Source organism: Actinomadura darangshiensis, assembly GCF_004349235.1.
In the GTDB taxonomy this organism is placed as follows: domain Bacteria; phylum Actinomycetota; class Actinomycetes; order Streptosporangiales; family Streptosporangiaceae; genus Spirillospora; species Spirillospora darangshiensis.
This window is the reverse complement of sequence record NZ_SMKY01000054.1, coordinates 1-19928: the sequence shown is the minus strand read 5'-3', so window position 1 is coordinate 19928 and position 19928 is coordinate 1. Positions and strand designations below refer to the sequence as shown.

Here is a 19928-nt window from a genome sequence, read left to right as displayed (position 1 = left end):
CGGTCCAGGTTCCGTTATCCGGGGGAATAGCAGGCATGTCTTCATGGGCCGAGCGGCTTGAGGCGGCGATCGAGCTGTGGCGGGGGCCGCGCGACCGGGACGGCGCGGCCGCGGCGCTGCGCGAGATCGTGGTGGCCGCGGACGGTGCGGTCGTCGCCGAGGCCTCGCATGTGCTCGGGCTGGTGCTGGCCGAGGGCGGCGACCAGGACGGCGCGCGGGCCGCGCACCGGTCGGTGGTCGCGGGCGGCCATCCGCAGTGGGCGCAGCGTTCGGCGATCGTGCTCGGCACGCTCCTGATGGACGAGGATGCGACCGCGCTGGCCTGCCGTCCGCTGCGCATCGCCGCATCCGGGGCCGACCCGCAGATCGCCGCGATGGCGGACCTGTCCCTGGCCCACGTCCTGCGCGAACTCGGCGACCCGGCCGCGGCCGAGCAGGCGCGGCGGCGGGCGCTGGAGGGCGACCCGGGGGTCGCCGAGCTGGCCGCGGAGATGGGCGGGATCCGGCCGCCGGACGACCAGGACGAGCGCGACCGGGCGGCGTGGGAGGCGTTCGAGTCGGTCGAGGCCGTGCTGGAGAGCGACGAGGACGAGGCGATCGAGACCGTCCTCACGGCGCTGAACGCCATGCTGTCGGCCGGTGCGCCGGCGCTGTGCACGCGGGCGGCGATGCGGCTCTACTCGATCTACGCCCCGCTGGCGGAGTTCGGCGAGTGCCGGCGCGTCACCGAGCACGCGATCGCGGTCGGTGACCCGGCGGAGCGCTGCCGGGCCGAGAAACTCCTCGCCGCGGCGCTGTTCGACCTCGGCGAGCCGGCCGAGGCGCGGGACGCCTACCACCGCGCGGCCGAGGACCACCGGCCCGAGATCAGGCTCGACGCGCTCATCGAGGAGTCCAAGCTCGTCCGCGAGTCCGGGGACGAGGAGGGGGCCCGCCGGATCCTGCGGCGGGTCGTCGACTCGGGGCATCCGCGGTACGCGGTCGAGGCGCGCGCCTGCCTCGGGCAGGTCCTCTCGGAGGCGGGCGAGGTCGACGGGGCGGTGGAGTGCTGGCGGGCCGTCCTCGACGCGGAGTCGGAATTCAGCGCGGGCGCGGTGAACTTCCTCGGGAGCCTGCACTACCGCCTGCCGGACGGCGACCCGCGGAAGGCGGAGATCATCGAGCTGCTCGGCCGCGCGGCCGAGCTCGACGACCCGGACGTCTCCTTCAAGGCGCGGCTGGTGATCGCGCAGGCCGGCATGGCCGAGCGCGGCCCCGACGAGGAGCTGGAACGGGCCGTGGACGACTGCGACGCGGCACTGGAGCGGTTGCGCGCGGGCGAGGTCGGCGCCGCCCGGACGCTGCTGCGCCGGGTCACCGACGCCGGCCTCGGCGAGCAGTCGTCGCGCGCCGCGTCGATGCTGGCGACGCTGGAGCTCGGCGAGGGCGACCTCGACCAGGCCGACGAGCTGCTGGAGTTCGTCGCGGACGGCGCGGACATCACCACCGGGTTCGCGGCGGCCCTGCAGCGCCGGCTGATCGGCCGCGGCGGGGGCGGCCGCCCGCATCCGGTGCTCACCGGCCTGATCGACTACCAGCGGCTCGGCCGGGAGATCGGCATCGCCCGGTACGAGGAGGCGGCCCGGGAACCCGATCCGGCGGTGTCCGCGCCGGCGAAGAGCGCGCTGGCACAGGTCTACATGTGGCTCGGCGCGCCGCTGTCGCAGGTCGTGGAGCTGCTCGACGAGGCGGCCGGCGACGGCGATCCGCTGGCGCTGTCGCACGCCGCGATGCTGTCGTGGCTGCTGCGTTCGGACGACGACGCCGGCGAGGCGGCGGGGTTGCTGCGCCGCGCCCACGCCGGCGGCGAGCCGGCGCTGGCGCCCTGGGTGGCGCAGGCGTTCGGCGCGGCCGTCGAGGAGCGGAGCCCGGACGAGGCCCTGGCCGCCTACGAGCGCGTCTCCGAGTCCGGGCATCCGGGGCTGGCCGTCCAGGCGGAGACGGCGATGGTCCGCATCCTGGAGGATCGCGGCGACCTTGCCGCGGCGGCGGCGATGCACGAGCGGATCGCGGCCGGGGGCGGCGCCCAGACCGTGCGCCATCTGTGGCTGCTGGGGTTCACCCGGGCGCGGATGCGCGACCTCGACGCGGCGCGTGCCGCGTTCGCGGGCGTCCCGGAGGACGATCCGGAACTCGCCGCCGACGGCGTGTTCGCCCGCCGCCTCCTCGACCGCGACTTCCCTTCGGCGGCGGACGCGCTGGCCCGCGTCGACGGCCCCGGCCGTCCGCTGGCCGGCGCGCTCCTCGTCGAGGCCGCGCACACCTGGCAGGGGAACGGCGAAACGGCGGCCGCCGAGGCCGCGCTCTCCATGGCCGTGGAGCACGACCCCGCGGACGACGGGCAGCGGGCCGCCCTGTTCCTCGGCGCGCTGCGCGACGACGAGGGCGACCACGCGGGCGCGGCCGAGGCGTGGGCCGCGGCGGCCGGCGGCGAGGACGACCATCTCGCTTTGCGCGGCGCCCTGGAACTGGCCCAGGTGCGCGCCAGGCTCGGCGACCTGGACGGCGCCGCGACCGCCCGCCGGCGGGCGCTGGAGGTCGCCGACCCGGACGGCGCCGACTACCCCGAGCTGCTCCAGGAGACCGTCAAGGCACTCCTCAGGGCCGGACGGGCGGGCGAGGCCCGCGACGTCCAGGCGGCCGTGTCGGGCGAGGGCCCGCATGTGGACGTGCTGGTCGGCTGGAACCTGTACGAACTCGACGACCACGACGCCGCCGCCAGGAGCTTCGAGACGGCGATCGCGTGCGGAGCCGCGGAGGGGTTCGAGGCCGAGGCCGTCGCCCGCGCGAGCGTCATGCTGGCCCGGATCACGGCCGGGCGCGGCGATGCGGCGGAGGCCGTCCGGCTCCTGCGGCGCGCGCTCGTGCTGTTCGACCGGCGCCGTGGCGAAGGCGACCCGGACGCCGAGTGGCTCGCCGGCGAGGCCGCGTACGACCTCGGCGTCCACTTGGCCTCGACCGGTGACGGGCCGGGAGCGCGCGAAGCGTACGAGCGGGCCGCCGCCGACGGCCCCGGTCTCGTGGCGGCGCGGGCCCGGGAGCGGCTCGGCGTCGCGAGCCCGCGGGAGCGCGCCTTCCTGGCCGTCGAGGACGGCGACCGCCCCCGGGCGGTCGCCCTGTTCACCGAGGAGTACGGCGAGCCGCTGCTGGCCGAGTTGCACCTCGCCCTGTACGAGGGGGAGCACGAGGCGGCCGGGGCGTGGCTCCGGCGCTCCGCCGGCACCGGCCACGCGGAGGCCGCGGCGGGCATGGTCGCCGGTGTGGCGGTGGATCGGCTGCAGCGCGGGATGGACGGCGCCCGCGAGCTGTTCGAGGCGGTCCTGGAGTGCGCGCCGCCCGCGCAGGTGGCCGGGATCTGCGAGAACTTCGGCGACACGTACGAGGAGCAGGGCGACGCCGCCGCCGCGATCGAGGCGCTGGAGCGCGGTTCGGCCGTCGACCATCCGGCGGCGCTGCGCTGCCTGCGCCGGCTCGTCGAGGCGCTGGAGTCGCTGGACGGCCACCCGGCGCTGGAGCCGGCCGCCCGCCGCGCCGCCGGCAGCGGCGACCCGGAGACGGTGGGCGTCGGCGCGTGGGCGCTGGCCGACCTGCTGCGCGTCCGCGGGGACCACACCGGGGCCCTGCCCTGGTACCGGACGGCGCTCGGCAACGCGCGGCCCGAGTCCGTCCCGCACATCCGCGCCCTTCTCGGCGTCACGCTGCACGAGCTGGGCGAGACCGAGGCGGCCTACGCGGAGTTCGAGGCGGTGCTGGCCACCGACGACCACGGCATGGCGCTCATGGCGGGCGCCCAGCTCGGCGGCTGGCTGCTGACCGACGGCTCGCTCGCCCGCGCCGTCGAAGCGTTCGGCGCCGCCGCGGCGGCCGGGTACCGCCACCCCGACCCGGGTGAGGCCCACGGCGAGATGCACCAGGAGGCACTGAACAAGCTGGGGGCCATCGCCGCCCACGCCGGCGAGGAGGGGGACTCGGCCCTCGCGGTCCGCGCCCTGTGGCTGGCCGCCGCGGGGGGCGCCCCGGCCGACGCCGTCAGGATCGCCGAGGAGTACGCGGCCGCCGCGGACGAGGCCGGCGACACGGCCGCCGCCCGCGCCTACCGCGGAGGCGCCGCCGCCTTCCCGGTGGACGGCCCGCCCGGATCGCCGGCCGCGCAGCACGCGGAGCGCGCCGCGCACGCCTTCGGCACCGGCGACCACGAGACCGCCATGCGGCTGTTCGCGCAGGCCGCCGAGGCCGGGGAGCACGCCAGGGTGCTCGGGTTCGTCCAGGGAGCCGCGACGCTCTGCACGGCGGAGGCCGACGTTCCCACCGCCCACGCCTACTACGGCTTCGGGCTGGGCCTCGCGGGCGGGCCCGCGGAGAGCCTGGACCGGATGCGGCGCGCCCGGGACGACCTGCCCACGGCACGGGCCGGGCTGACCGCGCTGTACACGGCACTGAACAGCGAAGACGGCGTCGCCGGAGTCCTGACGGAGCTGACGGGCACCGACCATTACGAGGCCGCGTGCCGGACGGTCGTCGCGGTCGCGAAGGCCCGCGGCAAGGACGACCCGCAGAGTGCGCGCGCGCTGCTGCGCCCGGTCGCCGAGATGGCGCCGCCGGAGCAGGCCGCACGGGCATGGGACGAGCTCGGCGCGCTGGCGGACGACCCGGACGAGGCCGTCCAGGCGTACGAGCGGGCCGCGGCCATCGCCCACCCGGCCGCGCACGCCGCGCTCCGCCACCTGGCGCGGGCGCTCTACCAGCAGGACCGGCTGACGGAGGCGGAGGCCGCCGCCGGCCGCGCGGTCGCGACCGGCGACCCGCTGACTCTGGCCCACGGCCATCGGCTGCGGGGCCTGATCCGCGAGAACCGGGACGACCTGGACGGCGCGATGCGCGAGTTCCGGCTGGGCATGGCGGCGACCGAGGGGATCGGCGAGCCCGCCCTCGCCGGCGGACTGCGCCTCGACCTCGCTCGGGCTCTCCAGCGGCAGGGTGCCCCGGAGGCCGCCGCGGCCGAGGTCCGGACCGTCCTCGCCGAGGCCGGCACGGAGCAGTTGCGGGCGAAGGCCCACACGTATCTCGGCAACATCGCGGCGCTCGGCGGCGACCTCGCCGCCGCGGCGGAGGCGTTCGCCGAGGTCGCCGCGATGGATTCCGGCGACGACGACGTGGCGGAGATGGCCGAAGCCGCCGCGAACAACCTGCTCGGCATCGCCAACAGCGCCTACGGGGACGGCCGCCATCAGCTCGCGGTCGGCGCGCTGACGCTCGCCGCGCGGACGAGCAAGAGGGACCTAGCGGCCGGGGTCGTCGAGGCGCGGGCGGCCGAGCTGGCGGAGGCGGGCGCCCACGCGGAGGCGATGCTCTACCTGGACGCCGGGCTGGCGTTCCCGCTGGAGCCGGACGAGGAGGTCCGGCTCGCCGAGCTGTGCGCCGCCGTGGGCGAGCCGGAGCGGGCGCAGGACGTCTACGAGCGGCTGGCCACTCACCCGGACGAGGCCGTCCAGCGCCTCGCGTCCGCCCACCTGGACGGGCCCCCGGACTCCGTCGGGAACCCCGCCGCGCTCTGGTTGCGCGCGGACGACCTGGTGGACGAGGGCGAGTATGCGGAAGCGCGGGAGATCCTGGTCCCGCTCATCGAGGACGGGTCGCCCATGATCGCCCAGCGCGCCCGCATCACGCTGGGCCGGACGTACGCCGAGGAGGACCCGGCCCGGGCCGGCGAACTGTACCTGGCCGCGCTCGAAGGCCCCGGCGAGCAGAGCGAACTCTCCGTCGAGCAGGCCAAGATGCACCTCGGCGCGCTGGCCAAGCGGCGGCGCGACTGGCCGGAGGCGCTCCGCTGGTACCAGGCCGTGATCGACTCCGGCTCGTCCGGCAACGGGCCGATGGCCGCCGCGCACCTGGGCGAGCTGGCCTACTGGGAGGGCGACCGCGACTCGGCCGTCCGGTTCTACGAGCTGTGCCTGGCGACCGGCACCGACGACGCGGAGCTGGTGGGCGAGTCCGCCTTCCGGGCGGGCGAGATCCGGTTCGCCCAGGGCGACCTCGCAGGTGCCGCCGCACACCTGGGCCGCGCCCTGGAGTCGGGCCACGACGGTTTCGCCGCACAGGCCCAGGAGCTGCTGGTCAAGCTGAACGGCTAGGCGGAACCGGTCAGAGGCCGGCGAGGAAGGCGAGCATGGCGTCGTTGACCTCGCCGGCCGCCTCCATCTGGACGAAGTGCCCGGCGCCTTCGACAACGTGGACGGCGCGCAAGCCTGGGACGAGTCCGGCCATGGAGTCGTCCGCGCCCATCATCTCGCGGACGGGGTCGCGGTCACCGACCACGAACAGCGCCGGGACGGTGACGGGCTCGTCCGGGCGGGCCTGCTTCTCCTTCCACACGTGGTCGTTGGCGCGGTACCAGTTGAGGCCGCCCGTGAATCCGGTGCGCTGGAACTCGCTCACGTAATAGGCGAACTCGTCCTCCGACAGCCACGGCCATGGGAGGGGCGGCGCTTCGGGGAGCACATCGAGGTAGCCGTTTTCGCCGCCTGGGTGCCGCCATATGTCGAGGTACCGGTAGGCGCCGCTGAGCGCCCAGAACACGTTCGCCAGGAAACGCTCCGGGTCTCCGCCGAGTTCTTCGTCGGCCGGACCGGGCTTCTGGAAGTAGTGCGTGTGGAGGAAATGGCGCTCGGCGGCCATCGCGTACAACTCGCTCGGCGGACGCTTTGAAACGGGCACGCGCGGGACGCTCAGCTGCATCAGCGCTTTGACGCGTCCCGGAGCCCATTGCGGAAGGTCCCAGACGAGTGAGGCACCGAAGTCGTGCCCGGCGAAAACGGCCTCGTCGACGCCCAGGACGTCCAGGACCCCGACCAGGTCGGCGACGGTGTGCCGCCGGTCGTACTCGTCGGCCGCGGTAGGACGGCTGCTGCGCCCGTATCCGCGCATGTCGAGGGCGATCGCCCGGTATCCCGCCGCGGCCAGCACCGGAAGCTGATGCCGCCAGCTGTACCAGAGGCCCGGAAAGCCATGGCACATCACCACGGGCATACCGCTGCCCTGTTCGGCCACGTGGAGGGTGACGTCACCGACGTCCAGCATGTGGTGTCGCACATCGCCGAGGCTCATGCCGACGATCCTGCGGCCGCGGCCGGCCCCGTTGTTCCGGCCTCCCGTTCATCGGGACACCGCTGGACGGGACGTCCGCCCGTGCACGAGGGTCGAGCCACCATGCCGCAGTCACCGGACCCCGGCCTCGCCGCGCGCATCGCCCGGCTGGAGGCCATCGAGGAGATCAAGGCCCTCAAGCACCGCTACCTGCGCGCCTGCGACGCCAAGGACCCGGAGGAGTTCCGGGCCTGCTTCGTCGCCGCGGGCGCCTCCATCGACTACGGCCGGCTCGGCGCCTTCGACGACGCCGACGGCATCGCCGAGGTCTTCGAGCGGATCGCGCTCCAGCAGGTCGACGGGAAGAACGTCATCCTCGACATGCACCACGCGCTGCACCCGGACATCACCGTCCACGGCGAGGACCGTGCGTCCGGCCGCTGGACGCTGAAGTTCCGCCAGGTCAACCTGCTCGACGGCACCGAATCGGTCAGTACCGGCGAGTACGACGACGAATACGCCGTCGAGGACGGCCGCTGGAAGATGTCGAAGTGCCACTTCCGCCGCTACTGGGCGATCACCCGCCCGCTCGGCGAGAGCTGCCGCGTCGACCAGTAGCACCCGGCAGTAGAGTCTCACCACGATGGACACCGTGAACCTCATCTTCCGGACGGCCACGGCGGCGGACGTCCCGGACCTCGTCACGCTCATCCAGAGCGCCTACCGCGGGGATTCCAGCCGCGCCGGATGGACCACCGAGGCCGACCTCCTCGGCGGGCAGCGCACCGACGCCGAGGCCGTCGCCGCCGCGGTGGACCACGCGGCCGGGCTGATGCTCGTCGCCGAGAAGGACGGCGCCCTGGCCGCCTGCTGCCAGCTGGAGAACCGCGACGGCCACGCCTACTTCGGCATGTTCGCCGTCTCCCCCGGCCGCCAGGGCGGCGGGCTGGGCCGCCAGGTCCTCGCCGAGGCCGAACGCCTCGCGCGCGACGAGTGGGCCGCGTCCGAAATGCACATGACGGTGATCAGCGTCCGCGACGACCTGATCGCCTGGTACGTCCGCCGCGGCTACACCCGCACGGGCCGGACGACGCCCTTCCCCTACGGCGACGAACGCTTCGGCCTCCCCAAACGGGACGACCTGAAATTCGAGCTGCTGCTGAAACCCCTCACCTGACGCCGCCGAGCATCTCCCGGTGTTCTATGACCGGCGCCAGCGGCGCGGCCGGTCCGTGAGGCTTCGGTTGGAGTAGACGGAGAAGCCGTCGGCGGTCCGCCACACGCGGTACGGGTGGAAGGCGCCGCCCTGGATCGTGTTCACCTGGACGCACCTCTCGGACTCCATGAGGTTGACCAGGAAGTACGTTCCGCCGCCCCGGCCGGCGTCGGTCTCCAGTTGCGCTCGCAGGATGCCTGCGATCTCGTCGAGTGAGCCGCTGACCAGGCCCTTCACCCGCCAGCTCCTGCGGAGATCGGCGTACTCGGCCCGCAGGCGGTCCCGGTCGACGACCGGGACCGCCTTGATCGCGTCGTTGAAGGCCTCGATCGCCGCGGACACGGTGGTCGCCCGCACCGAGGTGTCCCCGGTGACGCGGATCTCCGCTCCCATCTCCTGCGCGCCTTCGATACCGGAGGGCGAACCTGGGTCGAGCGGCGCCGACACGCGGACGACATCGTCACCGGCCGCGCTGGCGACGCGAACGCTTCCGTCCGGGCCGGCAACGGTGATGACGGAGCGCATCGGGCCACCGCCCGAGCCCCGGTCACCGATGTCCGGGCCGACCCGGTGGAACACCTCGCCGACCAGCCGGCGCGTGTGCGGGTCCCAGAGTCGTACGCCGACGTCCTGCCGGTGGGTGAAGCCGAGGGCCAGAAGGGTCCGGTCCTCCAGCGGGACGGGAGCCAGCACGTCCACGCGGACGTCGAACTCGTCCTGTGTCACCTGTTCTCCGGTGCGCACGTCCAACACGGTGACCGTTTGCCTTTCCGCAACGGCGATGCGGGGCTCGCCATCGGCACCGGTGAAGAACGCCATGGCGTTCGGCAGCAGGGAGCCGGGCAGGGGGATGTCACGCCGCTGCCACTCCCCGGCACCGGAGGGGGCCCAGAGTTCTAGGTCACCGCCGTAGCGGACGACGGCGAATCCGGCCGTCCCGTCCCCGATGCGCCCACCTGCCAGGCGGAGGGTCACGGGGTCGTCGTCGAGCCCCTCACCGGTCGCCTCGAAGACCGTCCGGCCGTTCTCGGGATCGATGACCCGCACCCCGCCCTGCGCCGCGGCGACGATCCACGCGGGCGCGGCGGCGGTCGCGGGTACGACGGCCATGTGCCAGGCCCCGTGCGCGTCGGCCTGCCACGAGGGAGATCCGGTGTCGCGCACGTCCACGGGATCCCAGCGCGTGAACCGCATTCTCCCGCAGCTCGCCAAGGCCCACGCCCCGGACCCGAGGCGCACGGCGCCGAGCGCCACCACGGTGTCCGCGTCGACGGTTGCGGGGCCGCCGGCGGGTTCCCCCGACTCCGGATCCCACAGGCGCACGAACCCGTACGCGTCCCCGCTCGCCAGCAGCACGCGGCCGTCGCCCGCCAAAACGGCCGCCAGAGACCTGATCGGCCTGTCGTGGCCGCGCAACTCGCGTGGTTCGCCCATGCCTGGCGATCATAGGTGTCCGGCATCGGCCCGGTGGCCAACCCGGTGTCACCCGCGTTTGAGACTTCGTTCGCCTATCACTGGCCTCTGTGCGATAAAGCTTCACCGGGAGGTTCAATGACACGATTGAAGTGCACTGATCCCCTCAGGAAGGCGGGCACGTGAAGTTCGTTCTTGAAGTGGACATGGCCGAAGGCGCCGTCGCCAAGGACGCGGTCGGCGAGCTGGGACGGATCCTGCGCTACTGGGCCGGGAACCTCAAGCATTACGAGTTGAAGCCCGGGGACGGCGCGGAGATCTCCGACTCGGACTACCGCGAGGTGGGCCGGTGGGCCGTCACCGAGACGACCGCGTAGCGGACGCGCATGACGAAGGCGCCCGGCCGGCGTTCCGGCCGGGCGCCTTCGCGGGAGCCCCGGATCAGGTCAGGTGATGTTCTTCGGGCGGTACGGCTTGTACTGGCTGCCGCTCGACAGCCCGTACGTGCGGGTGCGGTGGTCGGTGCCGTAGCCGCCGCGCTGCTCGTACGCCCAGTAGGCGGTGTGCTTGCTGCTGGTCCACTTCTCGAAGATGACGACGTGCCGGGTGGTGTTGCTCCCGATCGCGTCGATGATCAGGTCGCCCTTGGTGAGCTGGGAGAGCTTGATCTTCGTGCTGTAGGTGGACGACGCCAGGCCGACCGTGTTGGGGCCGGGCTTGGGCAGCTTCAGCGCCATGGACGCGTACCCGGAGCAGTCGGTGCGGTAGCCGCCGTGGGTCTTGGACTGGCTGTAGGGGATCCGGCTGCTGGTGTGCGGGTGCCAGGTCTTGGCGTTGGCGATGACCTGGCTGCGGGTGACCTTCGGGGCCGCCGCGACCTGGGCGTCCGCCGCCTGCAATTGGACGCCCTGGGCCGGCGCCGGGCGGCCGGCCGGGGCGGACACGCCGACCAGGCCGAGGACGGTTCCGCCGGCCAGCGCCAGCGTGCTGACGCCGAGGAGAACGGCTCGAGGGGAAGCCATTGATAATCCTCCGTGAATTGCTTCGGAATTGCGCCCCGCCGGGCGCTGATTGGGGGATGTCGATCGACTCGGCACACTTTAGGGAGCGCGTCGCCGCGTTCGCCAACGTCTTCGGAGAGGTTGGGACACCGAGACAGGTGGGACGGGTCTGACCTGCGTAAAGGCCGTCCCGGCGGGCCAATTCGCGGGACGGCGGGACATCGTCGAACACATCACGCCGATCACATTCAGTACCCGATGAAGGACACTCAGTGATCATCATCGGTTCTCGTACTGGCCTCGAGATAACTGGGCATAATGGGGCCGCCCCGCTCCCAGGGAGATTTGCCCATGAGCCAGCCCCGTCCACCGGCCCCGCTGCCCGGCGACCTGCCGGAACCGGTGCGCATCCTGCTCACCGAACTGCGCGGCCTGAAGGAGGAGTCCGGGCTCGACCTGCGCGCCCTGGAGCGCAAGACGCACGCGAGCCGCTCGTCGTGGGGACGCTGGCTCAGCGGCGAGACGTGGATCCCGTCCGACGCCGTCACCTCCCTCGCGGACCTGTGCGGCGCCGACGCGCGCCGCCTCGCGGTCCTGTGGGAAGTGGCGGACGAGTCGAGGCGCTCCACCGCGCCCGCCGAGCGGACACCCGCCACGACCGCGGACCGCGCCGAACCCGGCGGCGATCCCGCGGACCGGCCGCCCACCCCGCGGACACGCCGGCGTGGCCGGTTCCTCCTCCTCGGCGCCGTCGTCGGCTGCACGCTGGTCGCCGGCACCGCCGGGGTGGCGCTCGGGGCGGCGCTGCAGACACCCCCGGTGTCGGAGGGCGCGACGGGCGACCCGTCCGGCGCGGCCCGGGCGCCGGTCAAGCTCATCAGCCGGCACGACGTCATCGCCCGGACCCGCTCCTGGCATCCGCACGGCCCCAAGCGGGTGCCCTACGACCAGACGGCCGGCTACCAGGGCTACCGGACCGACGGCTCCGGCTACGCGTCCATGGCGCTGGGGCTGCCGAAACCCGGGCCGAACTCGGCGCTGCTGGAGGCGTCCTACTGCCGGCGCGCCCCGATGGCGTCACTGCGCCCCGGCGACCTCGTCATCAAGGCGAGCGGCGGCGCCGGCGTCCGCGAAGTGCTGATCTTCGAGCGGTGGACGAACGCCGGGCGCACCGCCTACTGGGCCTACCAGCAGCGCCGCGGCTACGGGACCGACCACCTGGTCCGCACCGACGGCCTGGCCTCCGGCAGCGACCACCACGGCTGCCACCCCTACAACCTCCAGGACGACGCGGTCGGCTGACCCCGTGCAGGGCGATCAGCTCGGCGGGTCAGGGCGACGGCCCGTCTGCGTCAGGTCCTCGGGGACGGTGGGCAGGACGGACGCGAAGTAGTCGCGGGCCGCGGCCGACGTCCCGACGTCCCGTCCCGACTTCTCCGACAGGAACCAGCGGTGTTCCAGCACCTCGTGGAACAGCTCGACGTCGTCGAGGCGGTCGCGCAGGCCGGGCGGGACCGCGTCGATGACCGGCTCGTACACCTCGGCCAGCCACGTGTTCGACGCGACGACCTCGGGGACCGGCCCGCCGCGCACGCGTTCCAGATGGCCGCGGTAGCCGGCGATGTCGTTGAGGAGGCGGCGGGCCTGGTTCTCCTGGGCGTCCAGCCCGGTGCGGGCCATCAGGATGCGCCGGTGGTGGCCCGGCTCCGCCACGCGCGTGCGCACACGAAGCCGCGCCCCCGACGATCCGGCGTCCACCAGCTCCACTTCGTCCACGTCGAAGCCGAGGGAGTTGATGCGGCGGAGGCGTTCGGCGATGCGGTAGCGCTGGTCGTCGGGGTGCAGGATCTCCTCGCGGGTCAGTTCGTCCCACAAGGCCCGGTAGCGGCGGACGGTGTCGTCGGCCACGTCGATCGGGTCGACGCCGGAGGGCAGGGTGCCCGCGGCCGACAGGTCGAACAGCTCGCCGGCGATCCGCTCGCGGGCGAGGGAGACGTCGTAGCCGCGCTGCCCCTCGCTGAGGGACGGGTGCAGCTCGGCCGTCTCGGCGTCCACGAGATAGGCGGCGAACGCGCCCGCGTCCATCCGGAACAGGACGTTCGACAGCGAGCAGTCGCCCCACATGAAACCCGCCAGGTGAAGCCGGACGAGCAGTTCCACCAGCGCGTCCAGCAACCGGTCCGTGGGGTGAGAGTAGCGCGCGTTGGCGAACAGGGACCGATACGACGAGGAATGGTCCAGGAAACGCGTCACGAGAATGGCGTCGAGGCCGGCGCGGTCGACGACCACGCCGATGACCTCGACGGCGGGCAGGCCCAGTTCGCGAAGGCGCCGCAGCAGCCGGTACTCGCGGCGCGCCAGCCGCGCGTCCAGCTCCTTCATCGCGTACACGGCTCCGCCTTCGGCGACGAACCTGACCGTGTGCCGGGAAAGGCCGCGCTGCCGGATCTCCACGAGCCGCTCGTCGTCCCATTCTTCGAGCGGCTCCGTCCACGGCAGGTCGAGCAGACCGGCCGCCGACTCCCCGGGCGGGGTGAAGACGAAATGCATCAGCTCACGATTCCGCCACCGACGCCCCGGTCTCGTCGTCCGCCGGGCCGCGCTGCGCCTCGCGCTGGGCGGCCCGCGAATCCTCGGCCATGCGGCCGAGCTGCTCGACGCGCTCCTCGTCCCGCGTGAGGTTGTCGCCGGTGGCCGGGTCGAAGATGTGGACCTTCGTCGTGTCGATCCACAGCTCGGCCTCGCGTCCCGGCGAGATCAGGCTCGCCGCGTCCAGCGCCACGACGGCCTGGGTGCGCAGCTGGTCGCTGTCGAGCTCCCGGGAGAGGTCGCGCAACTGGGCGGCCAGATCCTCGGGCGCCTCGTACGGGACATAGGCGTACAGCTCGTTGCCCAGCCATTCCGTGACGTCCACCTGGGCGCGGACGATGCTGCCCCGCGCCTTCTTCTCCTCGCCGACGAGCGAGACGTCCTCGAAATGCTCCGGGCGGATGCCGACGAGCACGACCGAACGGTCACCGACCGCCTCGATCTTCCGCTCGTCGCGCAGTTCGAAACGGCCGAGCGGCGTTTCGAGGAACGAACCGTCCACCGACGCCGGCAGGAAGTTCATCGACGGTGAGCCGATGAATCCCGCGACGAACAGGTTGACGGGCTCCTCGTACAGTTCGCGCGGGCTTCCGACCTGCTGCAGAACGCCCCTGCGCAGCACCGCGACCCGGTCGCCGAGCGTCATCGCCTCCGTCTGGTCGTGCGTGACGTAAACGGTCGTGACGCCGAGCCGGCGCTGCAGCCGGGAGATCTCGGTGCGCATCTGCCCGCGCAGTTTCGCGTCCAGGTTCGACAGCGGCTCGTCGAACAGGAACGCGTCCGCCTGCCGGACGATCGCGCGCCCCATCGCGACCCGCTGCCGCTGCCCGCCCGACAGGTTCGCCGGCTTGCGCTCCAGATGCTCGGTCAGCTCCAGCAGCTCGGCGGTCTGGTTGACGCGGCGCTGCACCTCCTCGTTCGACGTTTTGGCGAGCCGCAGCGGGAACGCGATGTTCTCGTAGACGGTGAGGTGCGGGTAGAGCGCGTAGTTCTGGAACACCATCGACAGGTTCCGCTCGCGAGGCGCGACCTTGTTGACGACCCTGTCGCCGATGACCATCTCGCCGGCCGTGATGTCCTCCAGCCCGACGATCATCCGCAGCAGCGTCGACTTCCCGCAGCCGGACGGCCCGACGAGGATCATGAACTCGCCGTCCTGGACGTCCAGCGACACGTCGTTCACGGCCGGGAAGCCGTCGCCGTACTGCTTGACGATGTTCTTCATGGTGATGGCGGCCATGGTTGCTCCTCAGCCCTTGACGGCGCCGGACGTCAGCCCGGCCACGATGCGGCGCTGGAACGCCAGGACGATGATCACGACCGGGACGGTGACCACCACGGCGGCGGCACAGATCGCGGTCGTCGGCTGCTCGAAGTACGACTCCCCGGTGAAGAACGCCAGCGCCGCCGGCACCGGCCGGGCGTTGTCGGTGGACGTCAGCGAGATCCCGAAGACGAAGTCGTTCCAGCAGAAGAAGAAGGTCAGGATCGCCGCCGTGAACACGCCGGGCGCCGCCAGCGGGACGATCACCTTGCGGAACGCCTGCCAGTTCGTGGCCCCGTCCACCTGTGCGGCCTGCTCCATCTCCCACGGGATCTCGCGGAAGAACGCCGACAGCGTCCAGATGGCGAGCGGCAACGCGAACGAGATGTAGGGGATGATCAGGCCCGGCCAGGTGTCGTACAGGCCGATGTTGCGCCACAGGTCGAACAGCGGCCCGACCAGCGACACGACCGGGAACATCGCGATGGCCAGCGCGAACGACAGGATGATCTTCTTGCCGGGGAACTCCAGCCGGGCGATCGCGTACGCGACGAGCGTCGCGAACACCACCCCGATGAGCGTGGCGATCAGCGAGATGCCGATCGAGTTGATCAGCGCCGAGGTGAACAGGTCGGTCTTGAAGACCGTCTCGTAGTTCTCCCACGTCCAGTCCTTCGGGAAGAAGCCCTGGACGTTGCCGACCTCGCTGGGCGTCTTGAACGACAGCATCACGATCCACAGGATCGGGAACGCCGTCCACACCAGGATCAGCAGCGAGGCCGCGATCCACAGCGATTTAGAGCGTGCCGACTCCATCAGTCACCTCGCACTTGGGACAGGTCCACCCGGAACCCCTTGATGAACACGGCCGCGATCAGCACCACCGACAGGAACAGCAGCACGCCGACCGCGTTGCCGAGGCCGAGCTCCGTCCGCGTGATGATCTGCTGGTAGGTGAGGAACGACAGCACCTGCGTCTTCTCCTGGCCGGACGTCATGATGAAGACGTTGTCGAAGATCCGCCACGCGTCCAGCGTCCGGAACAGCACCGCGACGAGGATCGCGGCCTTCATGTTCGGGATCGTGACCCGCTTCAGCCGCTGCCACGCCGTCGCGCCGTCCACCGTCGCGGCCTCGCCGAGGTCGCGCGGCACCTGCGCCAGCCCGGCGAGCAGCAGCAGCGACACGAACGGCGTCGTCTTCCAGATCTCCGACAGGATGATCACGAACGTCGCGGCCCAGCGGTCGGAGAACCAGGCGAAGTCGCCGAGCCCGAACCAGGAGTTGACGAACCCCGACTGGACGTCGAACGCGTACTTCCAGGCGAACGCGGAGATGACCGTGACGATGCCGTAGGGCAGCAGGATCGCGGTCCGCACCGTCCGCCGCCCGAACACGGCCCGGTGCATCACCATGGCCAGTGCGAAGCCGATGACCAGCTCCACGCCGACCGTGACCACGGTGATGATCAGGGTGGTGACCACCGTCTGCCAGAACAGCGGGTCAGACAGCGCGGTCCCGTAGTTGCCCAGCCCGACGAAACGCCGGTCGTCCGGCGCGGTGAGCCGGTAGCTGAACAGCGACTGGTACACGGCGTTGATCAGCGGATACGCGGTGACCAGCAGCATCACGATCACGGCGGGCGCCGACAGCAGCAGCCCCAGCCTGCGCTCGGCCCGGCCGCGATCGGAGATCTCCGCCTTGGCGGGGGCGCCGGCGGGACGCTTGAGCGCCGTATCTGCGGACGTCATCCGACACCTCCGTTAGAGCAGGGCCTTGCCTTGCAGGACCTCGCGGATGAACTCGGCGGACTTGCGCGGTGTCGTGTTCGGGTTCACCGACGCCGGCGGGTGCCACCGGTTCTGGATGGCCCCGGACACGTCCGCGTAGTAGGGCGTGGCCGGACGCGGGCCCGCCGTGGCGATGGAGTCCCGCATCAGCGGGGCCATCGGGAACTCCTTGAGGATGTCGGGATCGTCGAAGATCGCAGGCCGCGCGGCGACGTTGCCCTCGTCGAGCATGTACCGCTTCATGTTCGCCGCCGAGGTGATGCAGCGGACGGCCTCGACCGCCAGGTCGTCGCGGTGCTTGCCGTACGCGCCGATCCCGATCTCGATGCCGCCGAACGGGGGCTTGCTCTCCTGCTGCGGGTTCACCCGCGGGTACCGGGCCCATCCGAGGTCGCCGATGATGCTCTTGTCGATCGCACCGGCCTCGGCGTCGCCCTTCTCGGCCCGCCACACGTAGCCCCAGTTGAGCAGGAACCCGCCGCGCGGCCCGTTGATCGTCGCGCGCGACTGCTCCTCGATGTCGGTGGACAGCGTCGGGCTCGCCGCGGACGACCGCGCCAGCCTGGAGATGATCGACGCCGCCTGCTCGGCGGCCGGCGAGTCGATGTCGATGCTCGCCTCGTCCCCCTTCTCGGCGTCGCTGATGATCCGGCCGCCCGCCGACGCGATCAGCGCGTTGATCCACACCATGTAGCCCTCGTACCGGTTGCCCTGCACACCGATCGTGGTGTTGGTGCGGTTCGCCGCGTCGAGCAGCTTGTCCCAGGTGAAGCCGGGCGCCGCCGGGTCGATGCCCGCCTTCTTCGCCACCGACTTGCGGTACCAGAGCAGCTGCGTGTTGGCCCAGAACGGCGCCGCGTAGAGCTTGCCCTCCCACATCGAGCTCTGCACCGCCGTGTCGAACACGCCCTCCGTCAGCGGCGCGGCCTCGCCCTTGGCGAACGGGCGCAGGAACCCGGCGTTGGCGGCTTCGGCCACGAACACGGGGTCCAGGCTCATCAGGTCGAGCCCGGAGTCCTTGGCCGCGAGCCGCCTGATCAGCTGCTCGCGCTGCGCGGTCGCGTCGCTGGGCAGCAGCGACGTCTCGATCCGGTACTTGCCGCCCGCCGCCTGCGTGCACGACTTCGCGATGGCCGCCTGCCCGCCGCTGTCAGGGTTGATGTACCAGGTGAGTTTCGGCGTCCCGCCGCCGCCTCCGCAGGCGGTGAGCCCCCCGGCCATCAGCGCCAGCGCGACCGCGCCCCGCACTTTCCCCGGCGGTCCGTGCCGCCCGGTGCCCCCGCCCCGCCACCGGGCCCGTCCCGGCTCTCTCGCTCGTCCGACTCGCTCGACCATGGGGCCTCCCGAAGCCTCCCCACCGGGCTGCGGGCACTTCGCCGGGCCGCACCCACGGCGGGACGGACCCCCATTCGATCATCGGATCGGGTGACTGTCGAGATCCAAAGAGTAATCGGAATGCAAAGCCCGCCCCACCGGCAACACAAGCAACTCGGCCCCCGGCAGGGTCGTGGCGCAACACGTCCGCCGGGCGGCGGACGTGAAGAAGGCGCGGAGGGATCGCGGACCCCGACCGACCCGCGAGACCTCCGCGCCTTCGCCTGTGGGGCGGCGCGATGGCGCCGCCTAGTAGCCGCCGCCTGCGCCGTAGCCGCCGTCGCCGGTGCCGGTGCCGGTGCCCGTTCCGGTGCCTGTTCCGGCGGCGGAGCCGGTGCCGGCGGCCTTCGCGCCGGTGGGGGTGGTGGCCCACCAGACGCCGCCGACGCCCTGGCCCGTCGTGTCGCCGGGCTGCTTGTCCTTCTCGTAGTAGTACATGGGCCAGCCGTTGATGGTGAGCTGGCACTTGCCGTCGTCCTTGCGCTCGATGAAGTTGACGACCTTCTTCGAGACGCCTTCGAGCTTGAGGTGCTTCCAGCCCTCGAAGGTGGCCGGCGGCCATGCCTTCTTGCACGAGCCGAAGCAGTTCGTCGTGGGCGGCTTGCTCTTGTCCTTGTCGTAGCGGTAGAGCGTCATGCCCTTGCCATCGGTCAGGATGAGGCCGAGCTTCGGGTCCTGTTCGGCCTTGACGACCGTCCAGCCCTTCCAGCGGTTCGTCTGCTTGACCGGGGTCGCCTTCTTGCCGGTCGGCGTGGCCGCGTACCAGGTGCCGCCCACGCCCTGCCCCTCCGTGTCACCGGGGCTCTTGTCCTTGGCGAACCGGTACAGCGGCCAGCCGGCGAGCGTGACCTGCCAGGTGCCGTCCGGCCGCTTCACCTTGCCGACGAGCGACTGGTCGACGCCCTTGACCTCGGTGTTCCCCGCACCGGCCTGGACCGGCGGCCACGCCTTGGCGCACGCCTCAGCGCAGGTGGACGCGGGCGGGCGGGCGGTGTCGTTGTCGAACCGGTACAGCGTCAGGCCCTTGCCGTCGGTGACGACCTTGCCGAGCTTGGTGACGCTGGCGACCTCCAGGACGCTCGGCTGGACGGCCGGCGCGGCCGGGGGCTGCGCCTGGGCCTGGGCGCCTGCGGCGTTCTGCGGACTCCCCCCGGCCTTCTCCTGCCCGCACGCGGACAGGACGAGTCCCGACGCCGTGAGGGCGGCCGCAGCGGGGATCGCCCAACGTGGGAATTTCATGTCGTCGTCCTCCATGTCGTTTCGGGCCCCGGCTCCGGACCAGGTCCCGCACGTCGATCGAGGTCGAGCCGCCGCACCGCTCTCCCGGGATCGACGAGCAGTACGGTGATGGCCGCGGACCGGGTTCAACCTCCCGGAACCGGTCGCCCGCGCACCGAGTCGGATGCATGCGGCAAATGACAGGGAAGGCGAACGTGACCACCGGAAACGACTCGGTCGACCTCACGAAGGAGCGACCCCCGCCGCACCCCGGGCCGGCGTGGATCGTCGTCCCCGCGCGGGTGATCGCGCTGATCGTGGTGGTCCCGCTCCGCCTCGGCTGGGACCTGGCCGTGCTGGTGGGCCGCGGCGTCCGGGCGGCGTGGAACGCTCTCATGCGGGCCCCCGGGCGCTTCGCCCGGTTCATCGGCCGGATGCTGCGCGGCGCCTGGCGCGCGCTGTACCGCTGGGCGCTCGCCCCGATCGGACGGCTGCTGGCCGCAGTCGCACGCGGCATCGGCGCGCTGTTCGACCTCGTCATCGTGCGGCCGCTGCGCTGGCTCGCCGTCGTCGTGATCCTCGGTTTCCTGCGCTGGTTCGGGCGCGGGACCGGACGGCTGGCCCGGTGGGTCCACCGCTATCTGATCGCTCCGGTCGGCCGGTTCCTCGCCATGGTCGGGCACGGCCTCGGGTGGCTGGCCGGGCTCCTCCTGCTCCGCCCGCTGCGGGCGCTCGGGCACGGGATCGCCTGGCTCCTCGGTGCCCTTGGGGACGGCTTCCGGCTGCTGTTCCAGGGCATCGGCCTGCTGATCGGCGTGCTCGTCGTCCTGCCCGCCGTGCTGCTGTGGCGGTACGTCCTGCGCCCACCGCTGCTCGGCCTCGCCTGGCTTGGACGCTGGGTCTGGGGCGGTCTCGCCTGGGTGGCGCGCGGGGTGTGGGGT

Annotated in this window: 15 protein-coding genes; 6 read left to right on the top strand and 9 right to left on the bottom strand. The window is 72.5% G+C overall.

Going from position 1 to position 19928, the window contains the following annotated elements:
- Positions 1-35: 35 nt before the first annotated feature.
- Positions 36-6170 (top strand): tetratricopeptide repeat protein, encoded by a 6135-nt coding sequence (locus E1293_RS14725; protein WP_132197948.1) that lies wholly within the window; start codon positions 36-38, stop codon positions 6168-6170.
- A gap of 10 nt (positions 6171-6180) precedes the next feature.
- On the opposite strand, the gene E1293_RS14720 is transcribed toward E1293_RS14725, so the two are convergent.
- Positions 6181-7143, bottom strand: a complete 963-nt coding sequence (locus E1293_RS14720) for an alpha/beta fold hydrolase (protein ID WP_132197947.1) — start codon at positions 7141-7143, stop codon at positions 6181-6183.
- Positions 7144-7245: 102 nt separating this feature from the next.
- On the opposite strand from E1293_RS14720, the gene E1293_RS14715 reads away from it, so the two are divergent.
- Entirely contained in the window at positions 7246-7740 is a 495-nt protein-coding gene (locus E1293_RS14715) for a nuclear transport factor 2 family protein (protein ID WP_132197946.1), read from the top strand.
- Positions 7741-7765: 25 nt separating this feature from the next.
- Positions 7766-8299 (top strand): GNAT family N-acetyltransferase, encoded by a 534-nt coding sequence (locus E1293_RS14710; protein WP_132197945.1) that lies wholly within the window; start codon positions 7766-7768, stop codon positions 8297-8299.
- A gap of 24 nt (positions 8300-8323) precedes the next feature.
- On the opposite strand, the gene E1293_RS14705 is transcribed toward E1293_RS14710, so the two are convergent.
- A complete protein-coding gene (locus tag E1293_RS14705) occupies positions 8324-9772 on the bottom strand; it encodes a WD40 repeat domain-containing protein (RefSeq protein ID WP_132197944.1) in 1449 nt (482 codons plus the stop codon).
- A 161-nt stretch (positions 9773-9933) separates the two neighbouring features.
- Between E1293_RS14705 and E1293_RS14700 the strand changes: the two genes are divergently transcribed.
- Positions 9934-10128 carry a hypothetical protein gene (locus tag E1293_RS14700; RefSeq protein WP_132197943.1) on the top strand — a complete coding sequence of 65 codons (195 nt, stop codon included), beginning with the start codon at positions 9934-9936 and terminating at the stop codon, positions 10126-10128.
- Positions 10129-10197: 69 nt separating this feature from the next.
- Here the strand turns inward: E1293_RS14700 and E1293_RS14695 are convergent, their stop codons facing one another.
- Positions 10198-10773 (bottom strand): NlpC/P60 family protein, encoded by a 576-nt coding sequence (locus E1293_RS14695; RefSeq protein ID WP_132197942.1) that lies wholly within the window; start codon positions 10771-10773, stop codon positions 10198-10200.
- A 330-nt stretch (positions 10774-11103) separates the two neighbouring features.
- On the opposite strand from E1293_RS14695, the gene E1293_RS14690 reads away from it, so the two are divergent.
- Positions 11104-12054 (top strand): helix-turn-helix domain-containing protein, encoded by a 951-nt coding sequence (locus E1293_RS14690; protein WP_165978227.1) that lies wholly within the window; start codon positions 11104-11106, stop codon positions 12052-12054.
- 15 nt (positions 12055-12069) lie between these two features.
- On the opposite strand, the gene E1293_RS14685 is transcribed toward E1293_RS14690, so the two are convergent.
- The 6 genes from E1293_RS14685 to E1293_RS14660 form a co-directional block, all read right to left on the bottom strand.
- Positions 12070-13302, bottom strand: coding sequence for a DUF4032 domain-containing protein (locus E1293_RS14685; protein ID WP_132197940.1), 1233 nt, complete (start codon positions 13300-13302; stop codon positions 12070-12072).
- A 4-nt stretch (positions 13303-13306) separates the two neighbouring features.
- Positions 13307-14581, bottom strand: a complete 1275-nt coding sequence (locus E1293_RS14680; RefSeq protein ID WP_132197939.1) for an ABC transporter ATP-binding protein — start codon at positions 14579-14581, stop codon at positions 13307-13309.
- Between the two features lie 9 nt (positions 14582-14590).
- Positions 14591-15421, bottom strand: coding sequence for a carbohydrate ABC transporter permease (locus E1293_RS14675; protein WP_132197938.1), 831 nt, complete (start codon positions 15419-15421; stop codon positions 14591-14593).
- The gene (locus E1293_RS14670; protein WP_132197937.1) at positions 15421-16356 is read right to left on the bottom strand and encodes a carbohydrate ABC transporter permease; all 936 of its coding nucleotides are present in this window, start codon (positions 16354-16356) and stop codon (positions 15421-15423) included. The genes E1293_RS14675 and E1293_RS14670 overlap by 1 nt, the downstream gene beginning before the upstream one ends.
- A 12-nt stretch (positions 16357-16368) precedes the next feature.
- Positions 16369-17730, bottom strand: a complete 1362-nt coding sequence (locus E1293_RS14665) for an extracellular solute-binding protein (RefSeq protein ID WP_207938858.1) — start codon at positions 17728-17730, stop codon at positions 16369-16371.
- Positions 17731-18018: 288 nt separating this feature from the next.
- Positions 18019-19008: a hypothetical protein gene (locus E1293_RS14660; protein WP_132197936.1), complete on the bottom strand. Its 990-nt coding sequence runs from the start codon at positions 19006-19008 to the stop codon at positions 18019-18021.
- Positions 19009-19202: 194 nt separating this feature from the next.
- On the opposite strand from E1293_RS14660, the gene E1293_RS14655 reads away from it, so the two are divergent.
- Positions 19203-19928: hypothetical protein (locus E1293_RS14655; RefSeq protein ID WP_207938857.1), on the top strand; the 726-nt coding region annotated here is incomplete at its 3' end.